This window comes from Methanothrix thermoacetophila PT (genome assembly GCF_000014945.1).
Classification (GTDB): domain Archaea; phylum Halobacteriota; class Methanosarcinia; order Methanotrichales; family Methanotrichaceae; genus Methanothrix_B; species Methanothrix_B thermoacetophila.
Genome location: NC_008553.1, coordinates 425,592 through 448,154, shown reverse-complemented (window position 1 = coordinate 448,154; position 22,563 = coordinate 425,592). Strand labels below are relative to the sequence as shown.

19 protein-coding genes are annotated in these 22,563 nt (G+C 50.3%); 8 read left to right on the top strand and 11 right to left on the bottom strand.

What is annotated here, in order from left to right:
* Positions 1-19 precede the first annotated feature (19 nt).
* Both cobN and MTHE_RS02200 read left to right on the top strand, forming a co-directional pair.
* Positions 20-3,754, top strand: coding sequence for a cobaltochelatase subunit CobN (gene cobN, locus MTHE_RS02205; RefSeq protein WP_011695624.1), 3,735 nt, complete (start codon positions 20-22; stop codon positions 3,752-3,754).
* Between the two features lie 6 nt (positions 3,755-3,760).
* On the top strand, positions 3,761-4,858 hold the full coding sequence (locus tag MTHE_RS02200; protein ID WP_011695623.1) for a radical SAM/SPASM domain-containing protein: 1,098 nt from the start codon (positions 3,761-3,763) through the stop codon (positions 4,856-4,858).
* Between the two features lie 375 nt (positions 4,859-5,233).
* On the opposite strand, the gene MTHE_RS02195 is transcribed toward MTHE_RS02200, so the two are convergent.
* From MTHE_RS02195 to nifB, 11 genes are all read right to left on the bottom strand, one after another.
* Positions 5,234-6,022, bottom strand: a complete 789-nt coding sequence (locus tag MTHE_RS02195; RefSeq protein WP_011695622.1) for an ABC transporter ATP-binding protein — start codon at positions 6,020-6,022, stop codon at positions 5,234-5,236.
* Positions 6,019-7,143, bottom strand: a complete 1,125-nt coding sequence (locus MTHE_RS02190) for a FecCD family ABC transporter permease (protein ID WP_011695621.1) — start codon at positions 7,141-7,143, stop codon at positions 6,019-6,021. Before MTHE_RS02190 ends, MTHE_RS02195 begins: the two co-directional genes overlap by 4 nt.
* Positions 7,140-7,925, bottom strand: a complete 786-nt coding sequence (locus tag MTHE_RS02185) for a slipin family protein (RefSeq protein ID WP_011695620.1) — start codon at positions 7,923-7,925, stop codon at positions 7,140-7,142. Before MTHE_RS02185 ends, MTHE_RS02190 begins: the two co-directional genes overlap by 4 nt.
* 8 nt (positions 7,926-7,933) lie before the next feature.
* Positions 7,934-8,761, bottom strand: coding sequence for a class I SAM-dependent methyltransferase (locus MTHE_RS02180; protein WP_011695619.1), 828 nt, complete (start codon positions 8,759-8,761; stop codon positions 7,934-7,936).
* Positions 8,762-8,771: 10 nt separating this feature from the next.
* Positions 8,772-9,872: an ABC transporter substrate-binding protein gene (locus MTHE_RS02175; RefSeq protein WP_232840878.1), complete on the bottom strand. Its 1,101-nt coding sequence runs from the start codon at positions 9,870-9,872 to the stop codon at positions 8,772-8,774.
* A 767-nt stretch (positions 9,873-10,639) separates the two neighbouring features.
* Positions 10,640-11,524 (bottom strand): DUF4352 domain-containing protein, encoded by an 885-nt coding sequence (locus MTHE_RS02170; RefSeq protein WP_011695617.1) that lies wholly within the window; start codon positions 11,522-11,524, stop codon positions 10,640-10,642.
* Positions 11,525-11,657: 133 nt separating this feature from the next.
* A complete protein-coding gene (locus MTHE_RS02165) occupies positions 11,658-13,187 on the bottom strand; it encodes an FtsZ/tubulin family protein (protein WP_011695616.1) in 1,530 nt (509 codons plus the stop codon).
* Positions 13,184-13,765, bottom strand: coding sequence for a hypothetical protein (locus MTHE_RS02160; RefSeq protein ID WP_011695615.1), 582 nt, complete (start codon positions 13,763-13,765; stop codon positions 13,184-13,186). Before MTHE_RS02160 ends, MTHE_RS02165 begins: the two co-directional genes overlap by 4 nt.
* Positions 13,762-15,204, bottom strand: coding sequence for a hypothetical protein (locus MTHE_RS02155; RefSeq protein ID WP_011695614.1), 1,443 nt, complete (start codon positions 15,202-15,204; stop codon positions 13,762-13,764). Before MTHE_RS02155 ends, MTHE_RS02160 begins: the two co-directional genes overlap by 4 nt.
* 5 nt (positions 15,205-15,209) lie before the next feature.
* The gene (locus MTHE_RS02150; protein WP_011695613.1) at positions 15,210-16,823 is read right to left on the bottom strand and encodes a hypothetical protein; all 1,614 of its coding nucleotides are present in this window, start codon (positions 16,821-16,823) and stop codon (positions 15,210-15,212) included.
* Positions 16,824-17,705: 882 nt separating this feature from the next.
* Positions 17,706-18,605, bottom strand: a complete 900-nt coding sequence (gene nifB, locus MTHE_RS02145) for a nitrogenase cofactor biosynthesis protein NifB (RefSeq protein WP_011695612.1) — start codon at positions 18,603-18,605, stop codon at positions 17,706-17,708.
* A 171-nt stretch (positions 18,606-18,776) separates the two neighbouring features.
* Here nifB and MTHE_RS02140 point away from each other — a divergent pair, with 171 nt between their 5' ends.
* From MTHE_RS02140 to MTHE_RS02115, 6 genes are read left to right on the top strand one after another with little or no spacing between them, the layout of a single operon-like run.
* Positions 18,777-19,514 carry a nitrilase-related carbon-nitrogen hydrolase gene (locus tag MTHE_RS02140; RefSeq protein ID WP_011695611.1) on the top strand — a complete coding sequence of 246 codons (738 nt, stop codon included), beginning with the start codon at positions 18,777-18,779 and terminating at the stop codon, positions 19,512-19,514.
* Between the two features lie 17 nt (positions 19,515-19,531).
* Positions 19,532-20,719 (top strand): DNA primase catalytic subunit PriS, encoded by a 1,188-nt coding sequence (gene priS, locus MTHE_RS02135; protein WP_011695610.1) that lies wholly within the window; start codon positions 19,532-19,534, stop codon positions 20,717-20,719.
* Between the two features lie 42 nt (positions 20,720-20,761).
* A complete protein-coding gene (locus tag MTHE_RS02130) occupies positions 20,762-21,358 on the top strand; it encodes a hypothetical protein (protein ID WP_011695609.1) in 597 nt (198 codons plus the stop codon).
* Positions 21,336-21,617: a 50S ribosomal protein L44e gene (locus tag MTHE_RS02125; protein WP_011695608.1), complete on the top strand. Its 282-nt coding sequence runs from the start codon at positions 21,336-21,338 to the stop codon at positions 21,615-21,617. The genes MTHE_RS02130 and MTHE_RS02125 overlap by 23 nt, the downstream gene beginning before the upstream one ends.
* Positions 21,614-21,784 (top strand): 30S ribosomal protein S27e, encoded by a 171-nt coding sequence (locus tag MTHE_RS02120; RefSeq protein ID WP_011695607.1) that lies wholly within the window; start codon positions 21,614-21,616, stop codon positions 21,782-21,784. Before MTHE_RS02125 ends, MTHE_RS02120 begins: the two co-directional genes overlap by 4 nt.
* Before the next feature lie 5 nt (positions 21,785-21,789).
* Positions 21,790-22,563 (top strand): translation initiation factor IF-2 subunit alpha, encoded by a 774-nt coding sequence (locus MTHE_RS02115; protein WP_011695606.1) that lies wholly within the window; start codon positions 21,790-21,792, stop codon positions 22,561-22,563.

Below are 22,563 nucleotides of genomic sequence, written 5' to 3'. Positions count from 1 at the left end.
TTTGAAAAAGAGGTCTCGTATGGAGAAGGTCAGAATTGCCTACATAACGACTCAGCAATCCAAGGATGTGGTGCCTCTCGTCACAGCGTTCAGGGAGATTCTCGATAAAGAGGGCGAGATAGCTGAGCTGCAGCTGCGGTCTGGAGACGATCTCTCTGACCTCAAACAGATCGAAGAGCTGACAAATTTTGCAATCAGCTCTCACATCATAATATTCAGCTTGATGGGGGGAAAGAAGAGCCTTCCGTGTTTCGATGAGCTGATCAAACGACTTTCCGAGAAAGGGGTTCCGATCTTTGCCCAGTCAGGATCTGCGGAGCATGATCTGGAGCTCAGGGAAGTATCTACCGTCACAGAAGATGTCTATGAAACTGTATCAGAGTACATCAGCTACGGTGGAAGGGAGAACTTCAGGAATCTCGTCCTCTACTTAGCGAATAGATTTGCCGGTGCTAAATATGCATTTCGAGATCCAGAGAAGTCTGTCTGGGAGGGGATATACCATCCGGAGTTCGATCATGTTCCCTCTCTCGAGGAGTACATGCAGAAGAGATGCAGAGAGGACAGACTGACAGTTGGTATCTGGTTTTACCACAGCTTCTGGCAGTCGGGAAACACCGCATTTGTAGATGAGATGATCAGAGAGGTTGAACGTGCAGGTGCAAACGTGATCCCTGTATTCATGTACTCCCTCAAGGATGAGGATCTGGGGACGAGAGGCGCAGAATGGGTTATCGAGAACTATTTCATGCAAAACGGCAGGCCGATAATAGATGTGCTGATCAACCCTCTGATGTTCTCGATATCGATGAGATCCTGTACAGAGGGATCATCGATATTCTCCAGGCTCAGAGTACCCATCATAAAGGCAATCATAACCTATAATTCCCTGAAAGATTGGCAGGAGTCGCAATGTGGCTTGACTCCGATGGACATCACGTTGAGTGTTGCAATGCCAGAGTTCGATGGAGATCTCATCACGGTACCGGTGGCTGCCAAAGAGAGAACTGAGCGAGATCCTCTGACAGGGGTGACAGTGACCCGGCTTGAGCCGATTCCGGAGAGGGTCCGGAAGCTCGTTCAGCTGAGCCTGAATTGGGCCAGGCTGAGACATAAACCAAACGATGAGAAAAGGGTTGCCATAATCCTTCACAATTACCCGCCTCGAGACGATCGCATCGGCACAGCTTTCGGTCTTGATATCCCTGCCTCGGTTTTGAATATAATGCGTGTGCTCAAGGCTGCAGGATACCGTATATATGAGATTCCGGAGAGCGGAGATGCTTTGATACGAGATATAAAAAAGCATCTCACAAATGATAACCGGCTGAGAAGCCCGGAGGAGATGAAGAGCAGAGCAGTAGCGAGCGTCTCGCGAGAGCGGTACATGAAATGGTTTGACGAGCTGCCGATCAACATTCGTAGAAGAATGGTAAAATCTTGGGGCAACCCACCGGGGGAGCTCTTTGTGCACAGAGGTGGTATTCTAATCCCTGGTATCATAAATGGCAACATCTTCATCGGTCTCCAGCCACCACGCGGCTTTCTGGAGAATGCAGCTGCGATCTACCACAGTCCCGATCTGCCCATACCGCATCATTACTATGCATACTACAGATGGATACGTGACATCTTCAGGGCAGACTTGATAATGCATATAGGAAAGCACGGCTCACTGGAATGGCTTCCTGGGAAATCTGTTGGACTCTCAGATTCGTGTTTTCCTGATATTGCAATATCGGACCTGCCCAACATATATCCGTACATCATCAACAATCCAGGGGAGGGCACACAAGCGAAGAGAAGAAGTTACTGCTGTATTATAGATCACCTTGTTCCGGTGATGCACAGGGCGAACCTCTACGATCATCTTGCTGAGCTTGAGGTGATGCTCCGAGATTACCATCATGCTGCATCAGAGGATCCGGGAAAGCTTGAGAGCATGAAGAGAATCGTATGGGAAAAGGTCGTACAGGCCAGGCTGGACCGCGACCTTGGTATCGATGAGAATACAGCATTATCCGATTTCGATCAACTGCTGGTGAGGTTGCACGATTACCTGAACGAGATCGCAGACACGCAGATAAGAGATGGTCTACATGTTCTGGGGGTGCCGCCAAAAGATACTCGCCTTGATGAATTCCTGGTCTCGCTCACGAGACTTCAAAATGGCGAGGTACCATCATTGAGAGAAACGCTCGCTTTAATTATGGGTTACGATTACAGCAGTCTCATGGCCGGCAGAGGAAGATATTTTGGAATGAAGACTGGCGGAGAGTTACTTGAAGATATCGACGAGCTATCCCTGCACCTCGTAGCTAAACTTCGTGAGAATGGCTTTGACCCTGAATCCATTCCCAAAGTAGAGGACGAGATTCTGGGAAGAAGAGATGCGAGGTTAGAGCTGGTATTAAATTATATAATAAAGCTCTCCCAAAAAATAACTTCTACAGAGGATGAGCTGAACAATCTGTTGGCTGCATCAGAGGGATGTTACGTGCCTTCCGGACCCTCCGGAGCTCCAACTCGCGGTATGGCTGATATACTTCCGACTGGCAGGAACTTCTATTCCGTAGATCCTCAGGCGATACCCACTCCAGCAGCCTGGAATGTGGGGGTCGCAAATGCAGATGCTCTGCTGAGGCGCTACATTCGTGAAGAGGGTCGTTATCCAGAGGCGATCGGGATGGTGATCTGGGGTAGCAGCACAATGCGTACAAAGGGGGATGATATCGCAGAGGCATTGTATCTCATAGGTGTTCGGCCCATCTGGGATCGGAGGAACGGACGAGTCCAGGGTCTGGAGGTCATACCCCTAGAGGAGCTCAAACGTCCACGTATAGATGTATTGATACGCATAAGCGGCCTGTTTCGGGATGCTTTTCCAAATATAGTTCATCTGATCGATGAAGCGGTGGAGATGGTGGCCAGTCTGGACGAACCACATGATATGAACTATCTGGCCAGACATGTGGCAGAGGATGTGAATGAGAAACTGGATGATGGCATTGATCCGAAGCTGGCAAGGATAGAGGCATCCTATCGCATCTTCGGCTGCAGGCCAGGTGCATACGGCGCAGGCGTCTGTGAGGCAGTGGACTCCAAAAACTGGAGGGATTTGAAAGACCTTGCTGAGATCTATGTTACCTGGGGTGGATATGCTTATACAAGACAGGAATATGGAACGATAGTACCAGAATCTTTTAAGAAATGCCTTTGCAGGTTAGAGCTGACCGTCAAGAACGAGGATACAAGAGAATATGACATGCTCGACAGCGATGACTTCTACTCATATCATGGGGGCATGATCGCAGCTGTTAGAGCGTTCAGAGGAGATAGACCACGTTCTTACTGCGGAGACAGCTCTGATCCGGAACGCGTGAAGGTGAGGAGTATATCTGAAGAGACGATGCACATCTTCCGTGCTCGAATACTGAACCCCAAGTGGATCGAGAGCATGAAGCGGCATGGTTACAAAGGCGCAGGAGACCTCTCCAGGACGGTGGATGTGGTTTTTGGATGGGATGCAACATCTGAGGTTATTGAGGAATGGATGTACGAGGAGCTCGCAAACAGATATGCTCTTGATAAGGATATGCAGGAGTGGTTGAAGGAGGTAAATCCACATGCTCTGCAGAACATAGTTGAACGGTTGCTGGAGGCGATTGAGAGAGGCATGTGGAGAGCAACAGAGAGTATGCGTGAGAAACTGCGCAGCATATATCTGGATGTAGAGGGGACGCTTGAAGAGTGATGGGACATGCCTAAACAAGCAGGGGTGACTGACCAGGATGCACAAATTGATATTGATGCCAGCGGAACGCATCCGAGAACACTCATACTCTGGGTCACCACCGACTGTAACTTGCGATGCGTGTACTGTTATGCGAACGGCGGCGATAATAAGGCATACATGGGTTGGGATGTGGCAAAGCGTGCCATAGATCTTGTTGCAGAAGGTGCTGATTGTTTTAAGGTACAGCTTGCAGGTGGTGAGCCGCTGCTTAATTTTGGTCTGATCGAGAGGATCGTTTTTTACATCCACGATCTGGGAGCGGACGCGAGCATTCAGCTTCAGACCAATGCAACACTTATCTCCCCGGCTATCGCCAGCCGTCTCAGAGCTCTTGGTATCGGTGTGGGCGTGAGTCTTGATGGTGTGCCTGCTATAAATGATCATCTCCGCCCTTTTGCAGATGGGCATGGTTCCACTCACTCCGTTATAAATGGAATAAGAAATCTCCGTGATGCAGGAATCTCTGTGGGAATGACATCTGTTCTTTCCAGCACAAGCGTTAAAGGTCTCTCTTCGCTGGTAGATCTGGCAAGCTACCTGGGCAATGTGGCAGGCATCTCCCTGGATCCGCTGAGACCTCTCGGACGCGGTAGTTGTGATATGATGCCAAGTCCTCACTTAACTGCAGAGCATCTTTATAAAGCGATCAAACGTTCAGAGTATCTTGCTGGATCCGGCGGGAATCCTGTGAGGTTCAGAGAAGTTGAGCGGATGAGGTGTCTCTTAAAGACTGGAGGGGTTCGACGGTATCGCTGCTATTTCGATGCATACCAATCGCTGATGGTCTGCCCAAATGGCGATGCGTATCCATGTGCGTCTCTACACCATCCAGATTTCCGCCTCGGCAACATATTGGAACCACGTTTTTGGGACACGATTTCGGAGAGGCTGCGAGATGCCAGGAGATCCATAAAAACACCACATAAGTGCATGACATGCTCAGAACTCTGGCTCTGCGGTGGCCCTTGTCCAGCTGGTGTCTTCAGCAGAGCTGGCGGCGCGGAAATTGAGTGCGCAGTGAAAAGGGTTTTCGTGAAGTACGTGACCGGCTCTCTGCATTAGCTCAATTGAATCTCTGAATATGAACATGCTCAATACGTTGAGGTAATTTGCCATCTTGGCAGATTCCTGGATGAATAACTGTGCCCAATGATAACGGCTTCTTGATCATAACTCAAGTACGCTTACGATATTGAGCAAATACCTGAATGTTGCCATCACTTGTTAGGAATATGTGAAGAAACCAAACAAAATTCGCTCATATGTGGGTAGCAACTTGTAGGGCATGCGATGTGGTTGGTGATGACCACATTCATTCGCCACGAACGCATAGCATGACCACTGCTCCTTCGGGCAAGTCATCAAATGGATAAGAGCGAGTCGAAAAATCACACTCTGCCAATAGATTTACCTTCAAGTCGTTGAGCTGGTATCGACTCAGTACATCTTCTCACGGATCTGTCTCAGAGGCAGAATAATAGGCTTGCCAGATACGTTTCGCACAGCAGCTTCCACACGATACACCGATGCGATATTCTCTTTTGTGATCACAAACTCCGGGTCTCCGACGGCCACGATCCTGCCCTTGTGCATCATGATTATTCGATCTGAATAGGCAGATGCCAGGTTGAGGTCATGCAGTGCCATTATGGCAGTGATATCTCTGCTCTTGACGATGTCCCTGATCACATTCATCACATCGATCTGATGCCATATGTCCAGGTTGCTGGTGGGTTCATCCAGCAGCATGACCTCTGCCTCCTGAACCAGCGCTCGAGCGATGAGAACCTTCTGCTGCTGACCTCCTGAGAGTTCATCGAAGTTTTTCATGGCCAGATGTTCGATATCAAGAAGCCTCAGGACATCCCATACCTTGCGTTCGTCATCCTGGCTTCCCAACCATCCGATGTGGGGCCTTCTTCCCATCAGTATGGTGTCAAAGACGTTTGTGGGGAAGACCCTCACGGAGCTTTGAGGTACGTAGGAGAGATACCTGGCCACCTCTCTCCTGTTCATCCTCGTGAGCTCCTTCCTGTCGATCAAGATGCTGCCCTTTTGGGGTGAGAGTATACGGTCAATGCACTTTATGAGTGTTGATTTGCCAGAACCGTTCGGACCGACTATTGTGACAAGATTTGATGGTGGTATCTCAAAGCTGAGATCGTTCAATATGGGATGGCTGTTATAGCTAAATGTGAGGTTCTTGGCCTGCAGCTTGATCATCATGTCCAGAACTCCTTGCGCTTGCCCTTCAGCATCAGATACATGAAGAATGGGACCCCAATAATTGAGGTCATTATGCCAGTGGGAATTATGGTAGGCGCAATCGCGTTCATCCCAACAGCGTCTGCTGATACTAGAACCAGCGAGCCAAGTGCACCGGATGCTGGAATCAGAAACCTGTGGTCTCCGCCTATCACCATACGGGCCATGTGAGGTGCGACCAGACCCACAAAACCAATCGTCCCCACAAAGCAAACTATTGTCGCAACCAGTAAACTCGAGATGACCATTATGAATATGCGAGTTCGCTCCGCATCCACGCCGATGCTCTTGGCCGCATCATCTCCAGCTGTCATGATGTTGAGATCCCAGGATCTTGATATGAGCAGGGGGAAGCATATCAGAAATATGCCCAGGAGTATTCTTGAATTTGCCCAGGAGAATGCGGCCAGATCGCCCATTCCCCAGTTGGTCATAATTCTAAGCTGCTCATCAGATGCGAAGTACTTAAGAAGCTGACTCATGGCGGTAAAGAAATAATTTACAGCAATGCCTGCGAGGACAAGGTTCTCGGATGTGGCACCTTTAATGGCAGCAAGAGCAACAATAAGCAATGAGCAGAGCAGAGCGCAGATGAATGCATTCCCGATGATGAAATAAGGTCCTCCAAAAATCGCAAACCCGATAACGGCTGCCACAGAAATTCCAAACTGGGCTCCGGCACTTATACCCAGTGTGAACGGGCTGGCAAGCGGGTTCTTCAGCACAGCCTGCATAACACACCCGCACATCCCAAGACCGAAACCTGCCATTAGTCCACCGACTATCCGGGGGAATCTTATGTTCCAGACCACACGTGAAGTGAGAGCATCAACCTGAAAATACGAAGGCAAAAAGCGCTCGAGAAGAGCAGAATATGCATCATACATGGATATATTGAGAGGGCCCAGTGTTATTACAAAGCCTGTTAGGAGAAGAAGGAACAGGAGTATCGCCAACACAAATATTGATCTGAACAGCTTGAACTGCTCGTGAGCAAGCTGCATACCGCTCTTTTTACCAGTGCGTCTTGCAATCGGCGCTCTTTTACGAGCATTTCCGCGGAAAAAGACCCTGGTGTTCATATCTTATCAGCAGCTGCCTTTGCAAGTGCCATTAGAAGGGGAGTTTCAGACGCCTTACGATCGTCATTAACTCCAGAAGCGACCACAATCAGATTTTTCTCTCTGGCAATCTCTGCCAGGGTCTGGAACTCTCTGAGCTTTAGCGCGCTGGGCTTGTCCTCGTACATCGTTGCAGCATCGTTCATCATCTGCGAAGCCCGCAGCTCACCTTCCGCCAGTATGATCCTGGCCCTTTTCTCTCTCTCTGCCTCCGCCTGCCTGGCAATAGCCCTCAGCATGTTCTCAGGCAGAGCCACATCCCTCATGGTAACCATCACCACGCGCATTCCCCATGGACCCGTGATGGTGTCCAGGATTTCCTGTATTTTCTTATTGAGGTCGTCTCTGTCAGAGAGGATTGTGTCAAGCTGATTCTGTCCAAGAACATCTCTAAGGGTGGTCTGGGCAAGCAGAAGTGTGGCCGCCTCATAGTCCTCTACTTCGATGATTGCTTTTGAGGCATCACTCACCTTGTAGTATATGACTGCGTCCACCTCCAGCGTTACATTGTCACTGCTAATAACAGTCTGCTTCGGGACATCCAGCTCCCTCACCCGCATGTCCACACGTATCATTCTATCTATCAATGGCAACAGAAAGAGAATCCCCGGTCCCTTTTCGCCATGCAGCTTTCCGAGTCTGAAAACCACCGCTCGCTCGTACTGCCTTACCACTCTGGCGGACACCATGAATGCTACAGCAAAAAGTACAGATGCAGCCAAGAGAGTTACAGGGATCGGCATATTCCCACCTAAACCTCAAACTGCATATCTTTCTGCCAGGAGATTCTCGCAATCTTTGATCGCCGATGCATCTGAAGCCCCTGATCGGTTGGAATCAGCTTTTGCGAAAGGAATTCTCTTAGCTTCGGCACCTTTTCATCAGAGATATCATGCATCTCCTTCCAGCTTGCTACTGCGTCATCGAGGTTGGCATAATACTCAGATGACTCAAACCTATGGATACTGATATCAGCATGGATCCCCATATCTGCAAGCAAATTATATATAATCAGATAATCAGCCGGCCAGCTGGGGGATCGGCGAGAATGCTCTGGCATCAGAAACTCCATAAAGCCGCCATCTCGTCTGTGATCTGTAAATGTGAATATGTAAACAGCTCTCTTGGCCAGCTGGTCCATCTTGGCAAGAGCCGTTCTGAGATCAACGACGCCAAGAGAGTTGGATGAGAGGACGACATCGTGAGGTGGGATCTCGTCCACCCCGATCTCCTCCCAATCCCTCTGGATGCATGTTATATTCGAAATGCCCTCTGCCTGCATGTTCGCTTTGAGACATTTCAGCATTCCTCCGGAACGATCCAGGGCTGTTACACTCTTAGCCATCCTGGCCATCGGAATGGCGAGCCTGCCTGTGCCGGCTCCAATATCAAGCACAGTTTCGTGCGGCTGGAGCTTCAGGGAGGCTACCTGCATCTCCGCCCATTCTCTGTGCTTCATGACCCTCTGGTTGAATGCCTTCGCTTTCTTGTCCCAGTAGGCTGCTGGATCACCGTTGTGATGGAAGCCACCTGGATGTACAGCCTTCCAGAGCTCATCCCAGTTGATGATTCCTGGCATCGTCACCCCCCTACTTCAGGCTGTTGAGGTAATCTCTTGGCCACACGAGGTAATCTGCATACTCTGTGAAGACGTTATCAACTCCCAGGAATGCCCTGAAGATCTCATTGCCTTCCTTCTCGAGATCGAGATCCCTGAACTTATCTGGATGCAGAATCTTTGCCATGTACATCATGTTCAGCAGGTTTCTATCGGGAGGCGTCCCGCGGCAGTGCGGATAGAAGCAATAGTACACGTTGCCGTTTTTGATTGCGTTGACTGACTGAAGCTCAGGGCTGTTTTTGATGAAATTCAGTGCCGTGTAGTTTCCAGGATCGCTGCTTGCTATGAATATGTAGTCGGGGTTCCAGGCGATTATCTGTTCTAGCCCCACGTTGACCGTTGATCCTGGGATATCAGATGCAACATTTATACCACCTGCTACCGTCAGGGGATCGTATTCCGGTTCGGTTCTTGTGAAATCCCGCCCCTCCTTTGGATCATAAAATGCCGCGCTGGCACCCCTTGATGCGAAGTAGACCTTGGGCTTCTCGCTATCATCCATCTCATCGGTTACAGATTTTACTCTATCTATCTTGCTTTTTATGAAATCGATAAGCTCTTTTGCTTCTTCTTCTTTGTCCAGCGCCTTACCAGCCACCTCGATGCTATTAAAGTATCCTTCATCGCTGAAGTTCCAACCACGACCGCCAAGAACCACAACCGGACAACCGATCTTATCCTCAAATGCTTCAGCATCCTTCAAGCTTCCACAAAAAATTATGTCGGGATTCAGAGCTGCGATCTTCTCGAAATATATGTCATATCTGGTGCTGATTTCTGGAAGATCTGGCATGCGTCCCTCGATGATGGTCTCAAAGCAATTAACGCATCCCTCGGAGGTATCACCAAATGTCATTGGGCAGAGGCAGTATTTTGTAGCCTGCTCTGATGCTATGAGCTTATCTCCTGCGCCAAGTGCTATGATGATTCTGGCCTCATCCGGAGATCTGGTTATTATTCTCTCTACAGGCTTTTCAAGTGTGATCTCACGACCCTGGGTATCTGTGAATGTCTTTGGATATGATGCTGTTGCGATAAAGCTTGACAACACAAATACCACTATCAGCATTACGCCAATCAATCCATACCGTCTCATCAAACTCCCTCAGGCATGCTTAACACTTCCCTGCAGGCAGCAAGCACCGGCCACATGTGACGCATTAGAGAGGGCCGTCATTACAGCAGGTTATGTTGCAGAGCTTCTTATGCTCTAGCCGCATTTCACAAACTTCGTAATATTAGGTGCTACTTAAAATTTTCTATGTATTATTAGATAATATAATTATTTCAGAACTTATGATATCAATCGTGTGCTTCATCGAAACCCCGCATGCAACAAAAATGCATGCCAAAGAGATGAAAAGCGTTTGAGGTGCGGTCAGTCTCATTCAAGGAGTAGCTGCTCAATATCGTGAGCGTACTTGGATACTGACCGACTGAACCCTCAATATTGGGCATAGTCTTTCATCAGAAATCTGCCAGGAGGGCAATTTATATCAGCGTATCGAGCATGTTCTTCAGGAACGACAAAACACAAGTGGAATAAACCCTATCTCTCGTGCTTTCATGGTAATAGCAGGTGGTGAGCCGAAATTGCTGTAAATTTGCTTCGTGCTGGTGCGAAGTGTACCGATCAGTTTTGAATTTACAGCAAATATAGTACATTGCCACTAGCAGGTGGCTTCGCATGATTTGTGTTGTATTGATCCTGTAAATGCCAATTTCTGAGAATCCATTCAGCGATTCGAGCCGATGACCAGCCTCTTCAATCAGTTTCCATAATGCACAGCCAGTCGGCGCCACTGATGCCACTGACAGGTCAGTCAGATAAGCATCCTACGACTCGGTATCATGTGCGGCACGTACCCTGGCGAGGCGCTCCTTTGCAGCTGCGACCCGCCCCTTGACGCTGCTCTCATCTACAGTACAGCTGTTGCACTCTCCAGATGAGTCCTCCTTGGAGGGCTCGGTTGTGTTCTCGCAGCTACCCTCGCTTATCACTATCATCCCATCCCCATACGAGAGGTTGTATAGCAGAAGTGATGGGATGCTGGATGGCGCGAGGTACCTGAACCGCACCACTCCCCGGATGCTCTCGTTGGCGTTCAGCGTTCTGGTCTCGAAGCCATCAGTCGCCCTGTATCCCCAGCCCCACTGGTCCACTAGTGTGCAGTTCTCAGGGGATATTCTCATGGGATTGGATGAGTTGTTTCTTACAGAGATATCTATATCAAGCGCCTTCCGATTGTAATCAAGCCTCGATCCCATGATGCCATAATATGTGACCGTGATGTTCTCATCCGAATAGTTCAGCGGCTCCCCGAGATCCACCTTGAACACCTCCCCGATTCCAGAGTCCACTACAAGACTCTTCGGGATCGCCTCTCTCGGAACCACGAATGCGAGGAGCTCCCGTCCCGGAGAGACGGGCCTGCTCGATGCTATATCTCTGCTGTAGCTCCTGTCATTTCCGTCGATCAGAATATATTTGACACGGGAAAGCTCCGCGCAGCTCCCGTTGCTCCATCTCAGACCGGCATCAATGTACAGAATCATCCTGTCTGCATCGTAAGAGCCTCCCTGATACAGGGGCCCTTTGAAAATGTCGAAGACTGTGCAGCAGAGCTCTCCGTTGCCGCCTGTCACAGGCAGCACCGATGCGGAATCCATCACGCACAGCATCAGTATGAGCATGACCCCCAGAGCAGCTGTTCGTATCATGTCAGCCACCACGGATGTTATGAATTACTTCCAAGATATATTGTAACTATATATCTACTTTTCCGGTGGAAGCACATGGGAGCTGCAGCTTGTCGGCCCATACCTCCCCAGCATCAGCAGTAGGAAGAGAGCATCAGGTCGCTGCTGGAAGCAGCTTCCTGAGCTCTTCCTGCACGATCTTTCTGATCATCTCCTCTGAAGGCCCGTGATTGTTCTGAATAACGTTGTCCTGTTGATGCGTGTTGTTCGACGATCTCTCGAATATCTGTAGCTCATTTAAGAAGAACGGCTTCTTTCCCTCCTTGAGCCTGGACTTTGCATTCTTCAGCTCACTGGTGAGGCGATTGAAGTAGCTGCTCAGAGCATCGGTAGACTGAGATGTCAGCGCCTGGTCATCACCCTCCTCTACAACTTGAAGAGTCTCTTGCTTTTTCTGTGATATGTAATCCAAAGCGAGGGAGATAATGCGGCACATCTTTTTTTCAAACGGCCCACTGTATCCTGATCCGTAGGGGTTTCGCAGCAGTACCAGAACATCACTCTTCCTGTTTTCTCCGAGTTTTCTCCATACGAATATGTCTTTCCTATCAAGTCCCGTGATGCTCTGTACGGATGACTCTAGCTTATCCTTTGATATATACCCTCTCGAGAAGACAAACGCCCTCTCCGCCATTTCCGGGTTGCATGGGAACAGCGGGCCGCATTCATCATTTTGCACGCTTCCTGTGAGGGCTTTTGAGACCAGTTCCGTCTCAGGGTTGCTGGACTTCTTGCTGTCCAATGATGCATAGCAGGGAATCATGACAGGCGGTTTAGATAGGTTTTTCAAGAACTCCTCTCTAAGGCCTTGACCATCCATTTCCTCTTGTGGAAAAGGACGATCTGCAAGAAACGGTCTCATAACACGAGATATATAATCATTTATACTTGTATAGTTCGACCCAAACTTATCAATAAGAATCTGATTATCTATGGGAATAAGAGCGTCCACGCCTTCATCTTTGTTCTTCGTGAGAAGGTCGTATATTGATATTGCTGCTGCCAGTCCTCTTTGCTCCTCGGATACACCAGTTCTGGAGTCCTCCCCTTCCTCCGTTAGTATTCCAAGAACAAAAACAGGAAACTCCCTTCTTCCCCCTGATCGTATATAGTTGACTATAGGGTTTATGAAGCCCGTACCTGTACCGCCACCAAGTGACACAATGAATAGAATATTGTCACACTCTCCGCTTTCAGCTAACGTTGTATATCTTTTTATAGCATCCCATGTTGCATCAAGTATTGGATTCTCCATTTTAGCGATTCCTTTCAGTGTTTCATCGATCTCAAATATCTCAAATATGGCTTTGAGATACTCTGCCTTTCGGTGAAACCCCTCCTTCTTAAGATAGAATCCATACTTATGAGATACGTAACTCAATATTTTGGAATCATCGGGTATTGATGCATGAGGTATGACATATCCTGGATATCCCACGTTTGCTGGCTTAAAGAATTTGTTTTTTTGGGCATCTGGCGTATATGCTTCTATGTATACGCCCTTAATTTTGCCAAATGCCACCGGTTCAGGATCGCGAAAGGGTAAATAAATATCCAGTGGTTTGAGAAACACCTCAAGCATTTTACCTCCACATCCGCCTATGCCAACACAGCACGATCTCATCTACCTGCCTCCACGAACTCTTTAACCACAGGTATGAAAAGCAAAATCACGGCTACTATAATCAGCACCCAGGATGCAGCTTCAAGCGTCTTGTTCACAAAGGGATAATTGACGAAATTGTAGATCGAGAATATCGCTGAGAACGCAAGCACCAGCACTGTGGCTGCACACAGATTCTTCTCATTTCTCGATATAGGGTATATGCTGTGGATCTCAGAGAGCCGCAGCCATACGGGAAGGCGTCTGATGGCCCATAGCAGGATCGATGCCAGCACTGCAACTAGTATAGCGAAAAATGCCAGCCCATAGTCAGTGGCAATCGGAAACCCTGATCTGAGCAGCCAGGGGGTCGTTGACGGTATAAGGTAATACATAAACGCGATGAAAAACGCGACCCAGGATGAAAAGACCATGGCAGAGAAGTTGGCTCCGTGATCTATGTATAGCACCTCATACAGCTTATCCTTGGAGACGCTATCTGACAGCTCAGAGAGTCTCCGGTATATGCGCTCGAAGTTCATCTTGTGAAGCACAAGCCCTATGAGCAGCAGCACGAGCGGCATCGCAGTCAAAATCATCTGTCTTCCTCCTGTCTGCCCTTGATCTCCTTTTTCCTTCCCCCGTTATTGCTCACGCGTTCTACAATCACGCCAGCGAAAATGCATATCACCAGAGTCAGAATTACATTTGCGATGCCCACAGGCGACAATATGGTGTACCTCACGATCCTCGGATTTATCGGTTTATCCACTCTGAGATCGATGCTAGTCCTGCCGTTCTGATCCGGCTCTGAGTAGGAGAACCTGTATGCGAACGTCTGATTGCAGTCTGATACGTCAAAGCTGGTCTCGAACGATACAGTCTGCCTCTCAGGCGTCACTGTGATGGTCTTTGAGCCGCGGGGCTTCCAGGGATTTGATGGCGTGCTGGTGTACAGGTACACAGTCAGCGGGAAAGAGTTCTCGTCCTGGCTCTTCACGTCTATGCTGAAGTTGTATCCGCTCCACCAGTAATAATTCTCATCCTCCGCAACCATCCTCGGGCTCTCGACGAGCAGCTTCGGCGTGGGCCTTATCTCTGGGCCCCATGTGATATTCGTCGAGGTCACATTAATTCCATCACCCACAGTGTAGTAGTAGCGGAAGGCCTTCCCCGCATCGTCTTTTCCGAAGAAACCGTACTCGCTGTTCTTGAACCTCACTGTCCCGCCACCCACGAGCTCCTGGGTGACGTTCATCCGCTCAGTCCTGTTATCCGCCTCCAGGATGTGAAGCGTTACATTCAGAGTATCGCCATCTGGATCGCTTATCTCCGCCACATACTCTATCGGATCGCTGTATCTCGGTTTGTATGTGACATTCGTGTAGTTCACCAAGGGTGGATTGTTGATCACATCCAGCACCAGCACCGGGAATAGCTGCGGTGATGATATCGACCAGTTCGATGAGTACATATCGTACAGGCTGTCGGTGTACCTGATCCTGAAACTGACATTTCCTGTTTTCTTCAGGTCCCGCAGGTCGGTTATCTCCGGGAATTTTCTGTATGTGTAATTGATACCGTCACTTGTGTAGTACTCATTTACCTGCACGATCTGGGTCTGACTGTTGACCTGCCTGAAATCCTCTCCTGGCTCTGCCATCTCAAGGTAGATGTAAAGCGGCCGCCTTATCTCAAGCGCGTTCTCGTTTGTCACATACGCCTGTATCTCCAGCGGATCGCTCCTGCAAACCGTTTTGTTTCCTTTGTAGTAGATGAGCACAGCAGGCAGCTTGTACTCCCCAGGAGGCGTGTACTCCTTCCACAGGAGCGTCTGCAGATACTCAAATCTCTTCGGGTTCTGCTTCTTCCCCTGCTCGAGCGCCTTTATTATTTTCTCCATGTCGGTCTGTCTGTGGCTGCTCCCACCTCCGCCGCCCTCGGAGGGTGTTGGGGGTGGAGGGCTCACGGTCGGGCCCTCAGCATATGCTGAGATCACAAGCATGAGCAGCAGGAGAGCGAGAAGCCTGTATCGCATCTTAATTACCTCTTCACGTCGAACTTCACCGTCTGATGCCACGGCTGGTTATTCCAGGAGAGATCGGTCCAGTTACCCGGAGCGCTGTAGTTCTGGATGAGACCCGAGTTGATCCAGTTTATTCCATCGTCTGTGTAAAGGAGCTCGACATCAATCGGCCTCAGGGCTCTGACTGAGACCTTGTAGTTGAATCTGTCTGTGTTGCCTATCCTGTTGTATGTCACATTCCTGAAGCTCGCATCGAACTCCGGTCCGGGGAACTCGCCGAGCACATTATCGTCGAGAACAAACCTGTATGCCGCCATCCCAAGCTGATCCTCGTTAACCTCATCGAAGGTCACGTTCCTCCAGACGAGGGTGCTGTTGGAGCCGGTGTACGTTACCATTCCCCTTGAGACCCATATATCAGATTCCGGCGGCCTTATCTGCAGCTCCAGATCGCACCTCGGCTTCGTGGTCTCGATCTCAGCAGTGTACGTGTATGAGGTGTATGCGCTGCCCCTCTCAGGCGAGACTGTTGTGTTCTTCACCCACACAACCACCACGTCAGGACCAGCGTAATACCTCCCTATCATATCCTTTGTTGTGGCGAAGGGTGACTCCGCATCCACGTAGTGAAACCCGTAGTAGTACTGGGATGATCCATACGCCTCAGGTGTCGCAGTCACACGAACATCATCCCACTCGAGCCTCTCCCAGCTGGAGACGTTTCTGTAAGTGCGCCTTCCCACCATAACAAAGCTCTTCGATCCGACATCCCATACATTCAGCGAGACTTCTATCTCCTTGGATGCGTTGACCTCCAGAGCGTACCGGAAAGGAGTGTCGGGAAGACCCCTCTCGGGAGAGAGACTTTCATTTCTGAACTCGACCGAGACAGGCCAGAATGGCCCGTCGAAGGTCTTCTCCTTTCTGCCCACAAATCTGTAGTAGGCAGATGTGAAGTCAAAGTCAAGGGAGACGTTCTGCCATCTCAGCACCTTCCAGCTTCCTGGAACTGTGTAATCCTGTGTTCCCACAGGCGTCCAGGGACCGTTCTTTGATGGAGCGACCTCAAGCGTTATGTTGTCAGGTGCTGTGGAGAAGACGCTCACCTCGTACGTGTATAGATCCTCCCTGGTTCCTTTTCTCGGGGTCACAGAGGCATCCCTGAACTCCTCGAAGACCTTCACCAGTGTTGGATGGCCGGTATAGTCCTCCCTGACTACCGGCTTCTCGAATGGATCCAGAGATGTGACAGTTGCCTTGTACCAGGTCCTGTCCCATATGCTCGTGTCATTCTTATCGGATAACCATCTCCCGAAATCGCCCTTTCTGAGATCCGGGGACTGGAAGTTGACCTCGAATCTGAGAATGCCAGTGGAGCCCGGGTTGAGGTTCAGTTTTTCCGTGAAGCTCTTCGAGATCGAGGTATCGGATGAATCCGGACCAGCCGTGAGCTCCACAGTGTACATCATCGAGTTCTTTGCGCCCGAGAGCTCCACGATGTAGACTAGACTCTTGCCGACGTCCAGAGGCTCTCGGGGCGTCCCCTCCTGGGAGAAGTAGATCGACACATCTATTCCGCAGGAAGATGTGATGGCAAACACGAGTGCCGTGAGACACAACAATCTTCTCAATCAGTTAACCCCCATGTTGGCAGGCACATGTTCACCATCGCTATGATTTGCATACAAAGATTGTGCCCCTTTCTGACGGGCTGCTCCTCACGACAGATACTACAAGTATGATATTAAAGCCTTTTGAATGTTGAATGGGACCTGTCCGAATAACACTAACACGTCCTCGCGAAGTTATGGTAGAACCTGTCCGAATAAGAGATGAGGCCGGAAATCCGGATCTCTCCGCCTTCTGCATATCAGAAACCTAATCCTTATCCGGACATGTTCGTTGAAAGGTACCTGCCCAATAAGGAGTTGGCTCATATAGTCGAACCGTCGGAGTAGCGATTTTTACGAGCACAACCAGCAGCATTCGACTTCGCCTCTCTCATTCTGCGAGGTTACTGATCGAATCACAGGGATGAGCCAGAAGGATTAATCGTATCAGACCTCCAAAAGCAGTGCGGCCCAGATCTCTGGCCTCAGCTCTTACTCAGGCAGGTCCATGCTCGATTTCTTTTGAAAACGTCTCGATACAGTAGAATGCATCTTTCATATCGTGCTTTCATGGCAAATCGATGCTCCTTCCTGTGATCCGGCGGATCGGTGCACCTTAAAGAAGTCGTCTCAAAATTCCCAAGCATATTGATTTATGTGGATTGTATTTCCGCGCAGGATCGATGCAGTCAGCATCGTTGCTTAAATAGTTTCGAGACGAATTCGAAGCAAAGGCGATCGACGTGTTATGGGAAGATCGACTCTCCGATACCACTACCACATGAGCCAAAATCAAAAGCATATGGCCCATCAAGATCCAGGGAGCGTTTGAGACGGCTTATCCCCTCTCAAACATATCCCCCCACTCCCAAACCCATCAGTTGCCAGATGGACGAGAGCATATCATGATTTCTTTTTGCCCTTCTCAAGCTCCTGTTGTATATCGCATCCCAGCCTGCCGATCGCATCAGATCTGCACTGTCTGCAGTGGCGCATCTGCTTTATTATCTTGCTCAGCTCGTCCTGTATCGCTCTCTTCTCCTCCGGCGTAGGTGGTTTTATGTGCGCGAACTTGTACTGGGGTATGAGCGGCATCACGTTGTGAATGAAGACACCCATCGACTTTATCTTCCTCGCGATATCAAAGACGTGCTTGTCGTTTATTCCCGGGATCAGGACTGTGTTCACCTTGACTATCTTCTTCCGGCGCACAGCCTCCTCGATACCCTTGAGCTGGTTATCGAGCAGGATTTTTGCGGCCTCCAGCCCCTCATATCTCTCTCCTTTATAGATAACGTAATCGTATATCTGCTCACCTATGGTGGGATCGACAGCGTTGAGTGTAACTGTGATGTTGGTCACTCCAATACGATCGAGATCCTCGATCCTGTCCGGGAGAAGCAGGCCGTTTGTGCTTATGCATAGTATCAGATGCGGATACTTCTCCCCGACGAGCCTGAGCGTCTCGAACGTCTCCTCATTTGCCAGAGGCTCCCCGGGTCCGGCGACAGCCACGACCTTGATGTAATGATATTTCGATAGAACCTCATCGACCCGCTCCAGCGCCTCCTGTGGAGTGAGAACTCTGCTCGTCACTCCCGGCCTCGACTCATTCACACAATCAAAATCTCTTATGCAGTACTTGCACTGTATATTGCACTTCGGAGCAACAGGGAGATGCATCCTTCCAAAGGCGTGGCATGCCTTTTCGCTGAAGCAAGGATGCTCCCGGATCCTCCTGAGCTGTTCCGGATCGAAGGGGACCTCCCTGTCAGCCACGATGGCCGTCGGGTATTGTTCCATCTGGATTCACCTTAACTACATTCACATCCTTCAGCTAAAAGCCTATCTGTGTTGCATGCACGTGCGTCAATGTCTGCCGTGAATGGGTGGGGGGTGCTGGAACCCTGCCCGCCACATTTGGAGGAAGCGCCTAGCATCTCCTAATATACATGGAGTTGGCATTTATATTTCATGCGTGCTGCCTGTGTACAGCTCTCGGTGAGAGAGTGTGATGTAGGTGATAATAAGCGTCGAGCTCTCCAGTTGTCATCTGATGTGGCTGACATTGGCGCGGATATCATAGTCCTTCCCGAGCTGTTCCTCACAGGTTTCTGTTATGATCTAAAGCCGGAAAGCATCCCATATCCATCGTTGATGTCCTTCAGAGCACTCTCGCTCGATTCAGGCGCGATCCTCGTGGGCTCCATCATGGCATCATCAGATCGAGGGCCGATCAACATGGGATTCTGCATGGCCGGAGCCGAGACAGGGTTTTACTGCAAGACGCATCCATTTGGTGATGAAAAGAAACACTTCATTCCGGGGGAGATCATCGCCCCTGTGAAGGTTGGCGGGCTATCGATCGGGCTCGAGATCTGCTACGACATCAGGTTCCCCGAAGTCGCCCGCAAGCTCTGCGCGTCTGGTGCGGATCTTCTCGTCACGATCGCACAGTTTCCCGCGGAGAGGATACACCACTGGAGGGCTCTTGTGACGGCACGTGCGATAGAGAATCAGATACATCATATTGCATGTAACGCCTCTGGATCAGCTGGCGGATCGAGCATGATTGTTGGGCCTGCGGGTGAGGTGCTCGCAGAGGCAGGCGTGGAGGAGTGCGTCATAACTGCGGACCTCGACCTGGATGAGAGAGATCGCGTGAGGAGAGCCATCACATGCTGGGAGGACAGAAGGCCAGAGCTTTACTGATCTGGTGAGGTGGTTGTGTGGAGAGCAAGACCTCGACCTACCTGCGTGCCAGGTTCAGGGAGTACTACCTCACCGCATCAATGGATGCTCCGCCTGGAATGGAGGCGAGAGAGTGGGGGTTCATATTCTACGACACGCCCGGCATGCGGCGGCACAGGTCTTTCAGGAGCAGGAAGGAGCTGGTCGATTACATCAGGAGCACCGTGCCTGCGCATGTCTATCACTCCGCTGCATACTATCTGAAGCCAGATGCTCCCACGATGAAGGAGAAAATATGGAAGGGAGCGGATCTGATCTTCGATCTGGACGCTGATCACCTCGCGGAGTACAGGGGTTCTGGAATTAGGGATTTCAGGGAGATGCTCGAGCGCGTAAAAGGAGAGACCATGAAGCTTCTGGAGTTTCTGCTGAGCGATTTCGGTTTTGATGAGAGGATGATAAGTGTGGCCTTCTCTGGCGGAAGGGGATATCACATACACGTACGCGATAAGTCGGTCTTGAAGCTGAGGAGCGATGCCAGGCGCGAGATCGTGGATTACCTTACTGGAAGAGGGCTTGATCCGGAGAGGTTCATACATAAGATCGGTGTTGATGGGGACGCTGGTGTTGAAAGGGCGAGATCGCTGAGGGGGCCTGCGTCTGACGCGCCTGGCTGGGGAGGGAGGATCAACAAGGCGATCGAGTCAATGGTCATGCACCTAAGAGAGCTCGATGATGAGGAGGCGCTGAGGTTGTTGAAAAACGTGAAGGGGATTGGCAAACAGAAGGCCAGGCTCTTCCTATCGCAGATCAGGGAGGAGAATGCGATAAAGAGCATTCGCGCCGGGAATCTGGACTTCTTCAAGCACGCCTCTGGTATATGGAATCTTATAATACCTTACATCATGGAGGAGACTGTTCGCGCTCTTGGTGGCGAGACTGATGAGCCTGTGACCGCGGATGTGCATCGCCTCATAAGATTCCCTGAGAGCCTCCATGGCGGCACCGGTCTCAGAGTCACAAGTCTGAGCATCAATTCGCTGCATGCTTTTGATCCGCTGAAAGATGCGGTCGTCTTCGGCGACGATCCTGTTCATGTGGAGATCATCCGTCCCACAACCCTCGAGCTCATGGGTGAGCGCTTCGATCTCCTTGAGGGAAAGACAGAGCTTCCGGAGTATGCGGCTGTGTTTCTCCTGGCAAGAGGTTTCGCTGAGGTGGGCTGATAAAGGTTAAGTCCTCGCCGGAGAGAACTACTGCGGGTTATCATGGAGCTTGACCTGGCAAACGTCCTGAGAGGAGAGCGGCAGTCAGCAGAGCTCCAGCATCTCGAGGGTGATTTCTACAGGCTTGCTGGAAGGCATATAGCATCCCTCGAGAGGGATCTGGAAAAGCTCGAGGACCACTTCAGCGTGGAGGCGCAGATAATAGAGGACGAGCTGAAGTCCAGCAGAAAGAGCATCAGCAAGCTCATGGATCTGAGGATAAAAAAGATAGCCAAGAAGGCGATGATGCAGGCCAGCTCCTCGACACCTGGAAAGCCGCCGGACGGCATGACTGAGGAGGAGGTCGTTCTCTACAAAACCATACTGGAGGCGCTGACCAGATGCAGAGAGGAGATACTCGCGCATCTTTCGTATACCAACACCGAAAGACCTTTAACGGCCAAAAAAGATATAGCCAAGGAATACATCGCTGTGAGGTTGCTGGAGACAGTCCCGATGTTTGTAGGGGTCGACGGGAAGCGGTATGCTCTGAGGAAAGATGATGTTGTCATGCTCCCGGAGATCCATGCGAGGAATCTGTGTAGCAAAAAGATAGCTGTGGAAGTGAGGATGAATCATGAAGATGCCAAAGGAGATTGAGGCTCACTGTCCTTTCTGCAAGAAGCACACAACTCATACTGTGGAGAGGGTCAGAAGGGGACAGGCGCGCTCCATGACGCGTATCGCAAGACAGAAAGCCAGGGCGAATGGTACGGGCAACCAGGGCAAGTTCTCAAAGGTGCCTGGTGGAGACAAGCCGACTAAGAGGGTCAACCTCAGATACAGGTGCAGCCTGTGCAAGAAAGCTCATAACAGAAAGGGAATACGCCTCGGAAAATTCGAGCTTGTGGAGGGATGAGTCTGTCAAAGTTTCTCAGAGTCAAGTGCAACGACTGCGAGAACGTGCAGGTGATATTCAGCAGGGCAGCCACTGTTGTGAAATGTCTCGTCTGCGGCAGGACGCTTGCCGAACCGAGAGGCGGCAAGGCCGACATCAAGACAGAGATTCTCGAGGTCCTAGAGTGATCTGAATGCAGCGCGAAGGTTGGCCGGAGCCTGGGGATCTGGTTGTATGCACGGTCGATCAGGTCTTGGATTTTGGTGCGTTCGTCACACTGGATGAGTATGTGGACAAAAAGGGATTCATCCACATCTCAGAGGTGGCGAGCGGCTGGATCAAGTACATCCGTGATCATGTCCGTGAGGGGCAGAAGATTGTCTGCAAGGTTCTGAATGTCGATAAATCGAAGCATCACATCGATCTCTCCCTGAAGGACGTCAACGAGCACCAGCGCAGGGAGAAGATCCAGGCGTGGAAGGCCGACCTGAAGGCGTGGAAGTGGCTTCAGATGGCCTATGAGGGGAGAGAGGACGATCTGAAGCGTGTCAAGGATGCTCTGATGAAAAGCTACAACAGCCTGTATGGGGCGTTGGAGGAGACCGCGATAAGCGGCGAGGAGAGCCTCTCAGACAGTGGGCTCACAGAAGAGGACATAAAGATAATCTCTCGCCTGGCGAAGGAGAACGTCAAGATACCGATGGTCGAGATCTCCGGCTATGTGGATCTGAGATCATTCGCGCCAGACGGTATAGAGATCATCAAAAAGGCGTTGAAGCAGGCTAAGCGGATACGCGACAAGGATGCGACACTCGAGATAAAGTACGTCGGCGCGCCGAGGTACAGGATAAAGGTGATCGCTCCCGATTACAAACATGCTGAGGCCGCCCTGAAAAAGTCGGCACAGGCTGCGATAAAGTACATGGAGCAGCATGGTGGAGAGGGCGCATTCGTGAGAGAGGCCTAG

Coding starts and splice junctions, on each gene's coding strand:
- cobN (WP_011695624.1), top strand. CDS start 20: ATGGAGAAGGTCAGAATTGCCTACATAACGACTCAGCAATCCAAGGAT.
- MTHE_RS02200 (WP_011695623.1), top strand. CDS start 3,761: ATGCCTAAACAAGCAGGGGTGACTGACCAGGATGCACAAATTGATATT.
- MTHE_RS02195 (WP_011695622.1), bottom strand. CDS start 6,022: ATGATGATCAAGCTGCAGGCCAAGAACCTCACATTTAGCTATAACAGC.
- MTHE_RS02190 (WP_011695621.1), bottom strand. CDS start 7,143: ATGAACACCAGGGTCTTTTTCCGCGGAAATGCTCGTAAAAGAGCGCCG.
- MTHE_RS02185 (WP_011695620.1), bottom strand. CDS start 7,925: ATGCCGATCCCTGTAACTCTCTTGGCTGCATCTGTACTTTTTGCTGTA.
- MTHE_RS02180 (WP_011695619.1), bottom strand. CDS start 8,761: ATGCCAGGAATCATCAACTGGGATGAGCTCTGGAAGGCTGTACATCCA.
- MTHE_RS02175 (WP_232840878.1), bottom strand. CDS start 9,872: ATGCTGATAGTGGTATTTGTGTTGTCAAGCTTTATCGCAACAGCATCA.
- MTHE_RS02170 (WP_011695617.1), bottom strand. CDS start 11,524: ATGATACGAACAGCTGCTCTGGGGGTCATGCTCATACTGATGCTGTGC.
- MTHE_RS02165 (WP_011695616.1), bottom strand. CDS start 13,187: ATGAGATCGTGCTGTGTTGGCATAGGCGGATGTGGAGGTAAAATGCTT.
- MTHE_RS02160 (WP_011695615.1), bottom strand. CDS start 13,765: ATGATTTTGACTGCGATGCCGCTCGTGCTGCTGCTCATAGGGCTTGTG.
- MTHE_RS02155 (WP_011695614.1), bottom strand. CDS start 15,204: ATGCGATACAGGCTTCTCGCTCTCCTGCTGCTCATGCTTGTGATCTCA.
- nifB (WP_011695612.1), bottom strand. CDS start 18,605: ATGGAACAATACCCGACGGCCATCGTGGCTGACAGGGAGGTCCCCTTC.
- MTHE_RS02140 (WP_011695611.1), top strand. CDS start 18,777: ATGCGTGCTGCCTGTGTACAGCTCTCGGTGAGAGAGTGTGATGTAGGT.
- MTHE_RS02130 (WP_011695609.1), top strand. CDS start 20,762: ATGGAGCTTGACCTGGCAAACGTCCTGAGAGGAGAGCGGCAGTCAGCA.
- MTHE_RS02125 (WP_011695608.1), top strand. CDS start 21,336: ATGAAGATGCCAAAGGAGATTGAGGCTCACTGTCCTTTCTGCAAGAAG.
- MTHE_RS02120 (WP_011695607.1), top strand. CDS start 21,614: ATGAGTCTGTCAAAGTTTCTCAGAGTCAAGTGCAACGACTGCGAGAAC.
- MTHE_RS02115 (WP_011695606.1), top strand. CDS start 21,790: ATGCAGCGCGAAGGTTGGCCGGAGCCTGGGGATCTGGTTGTATGCACG.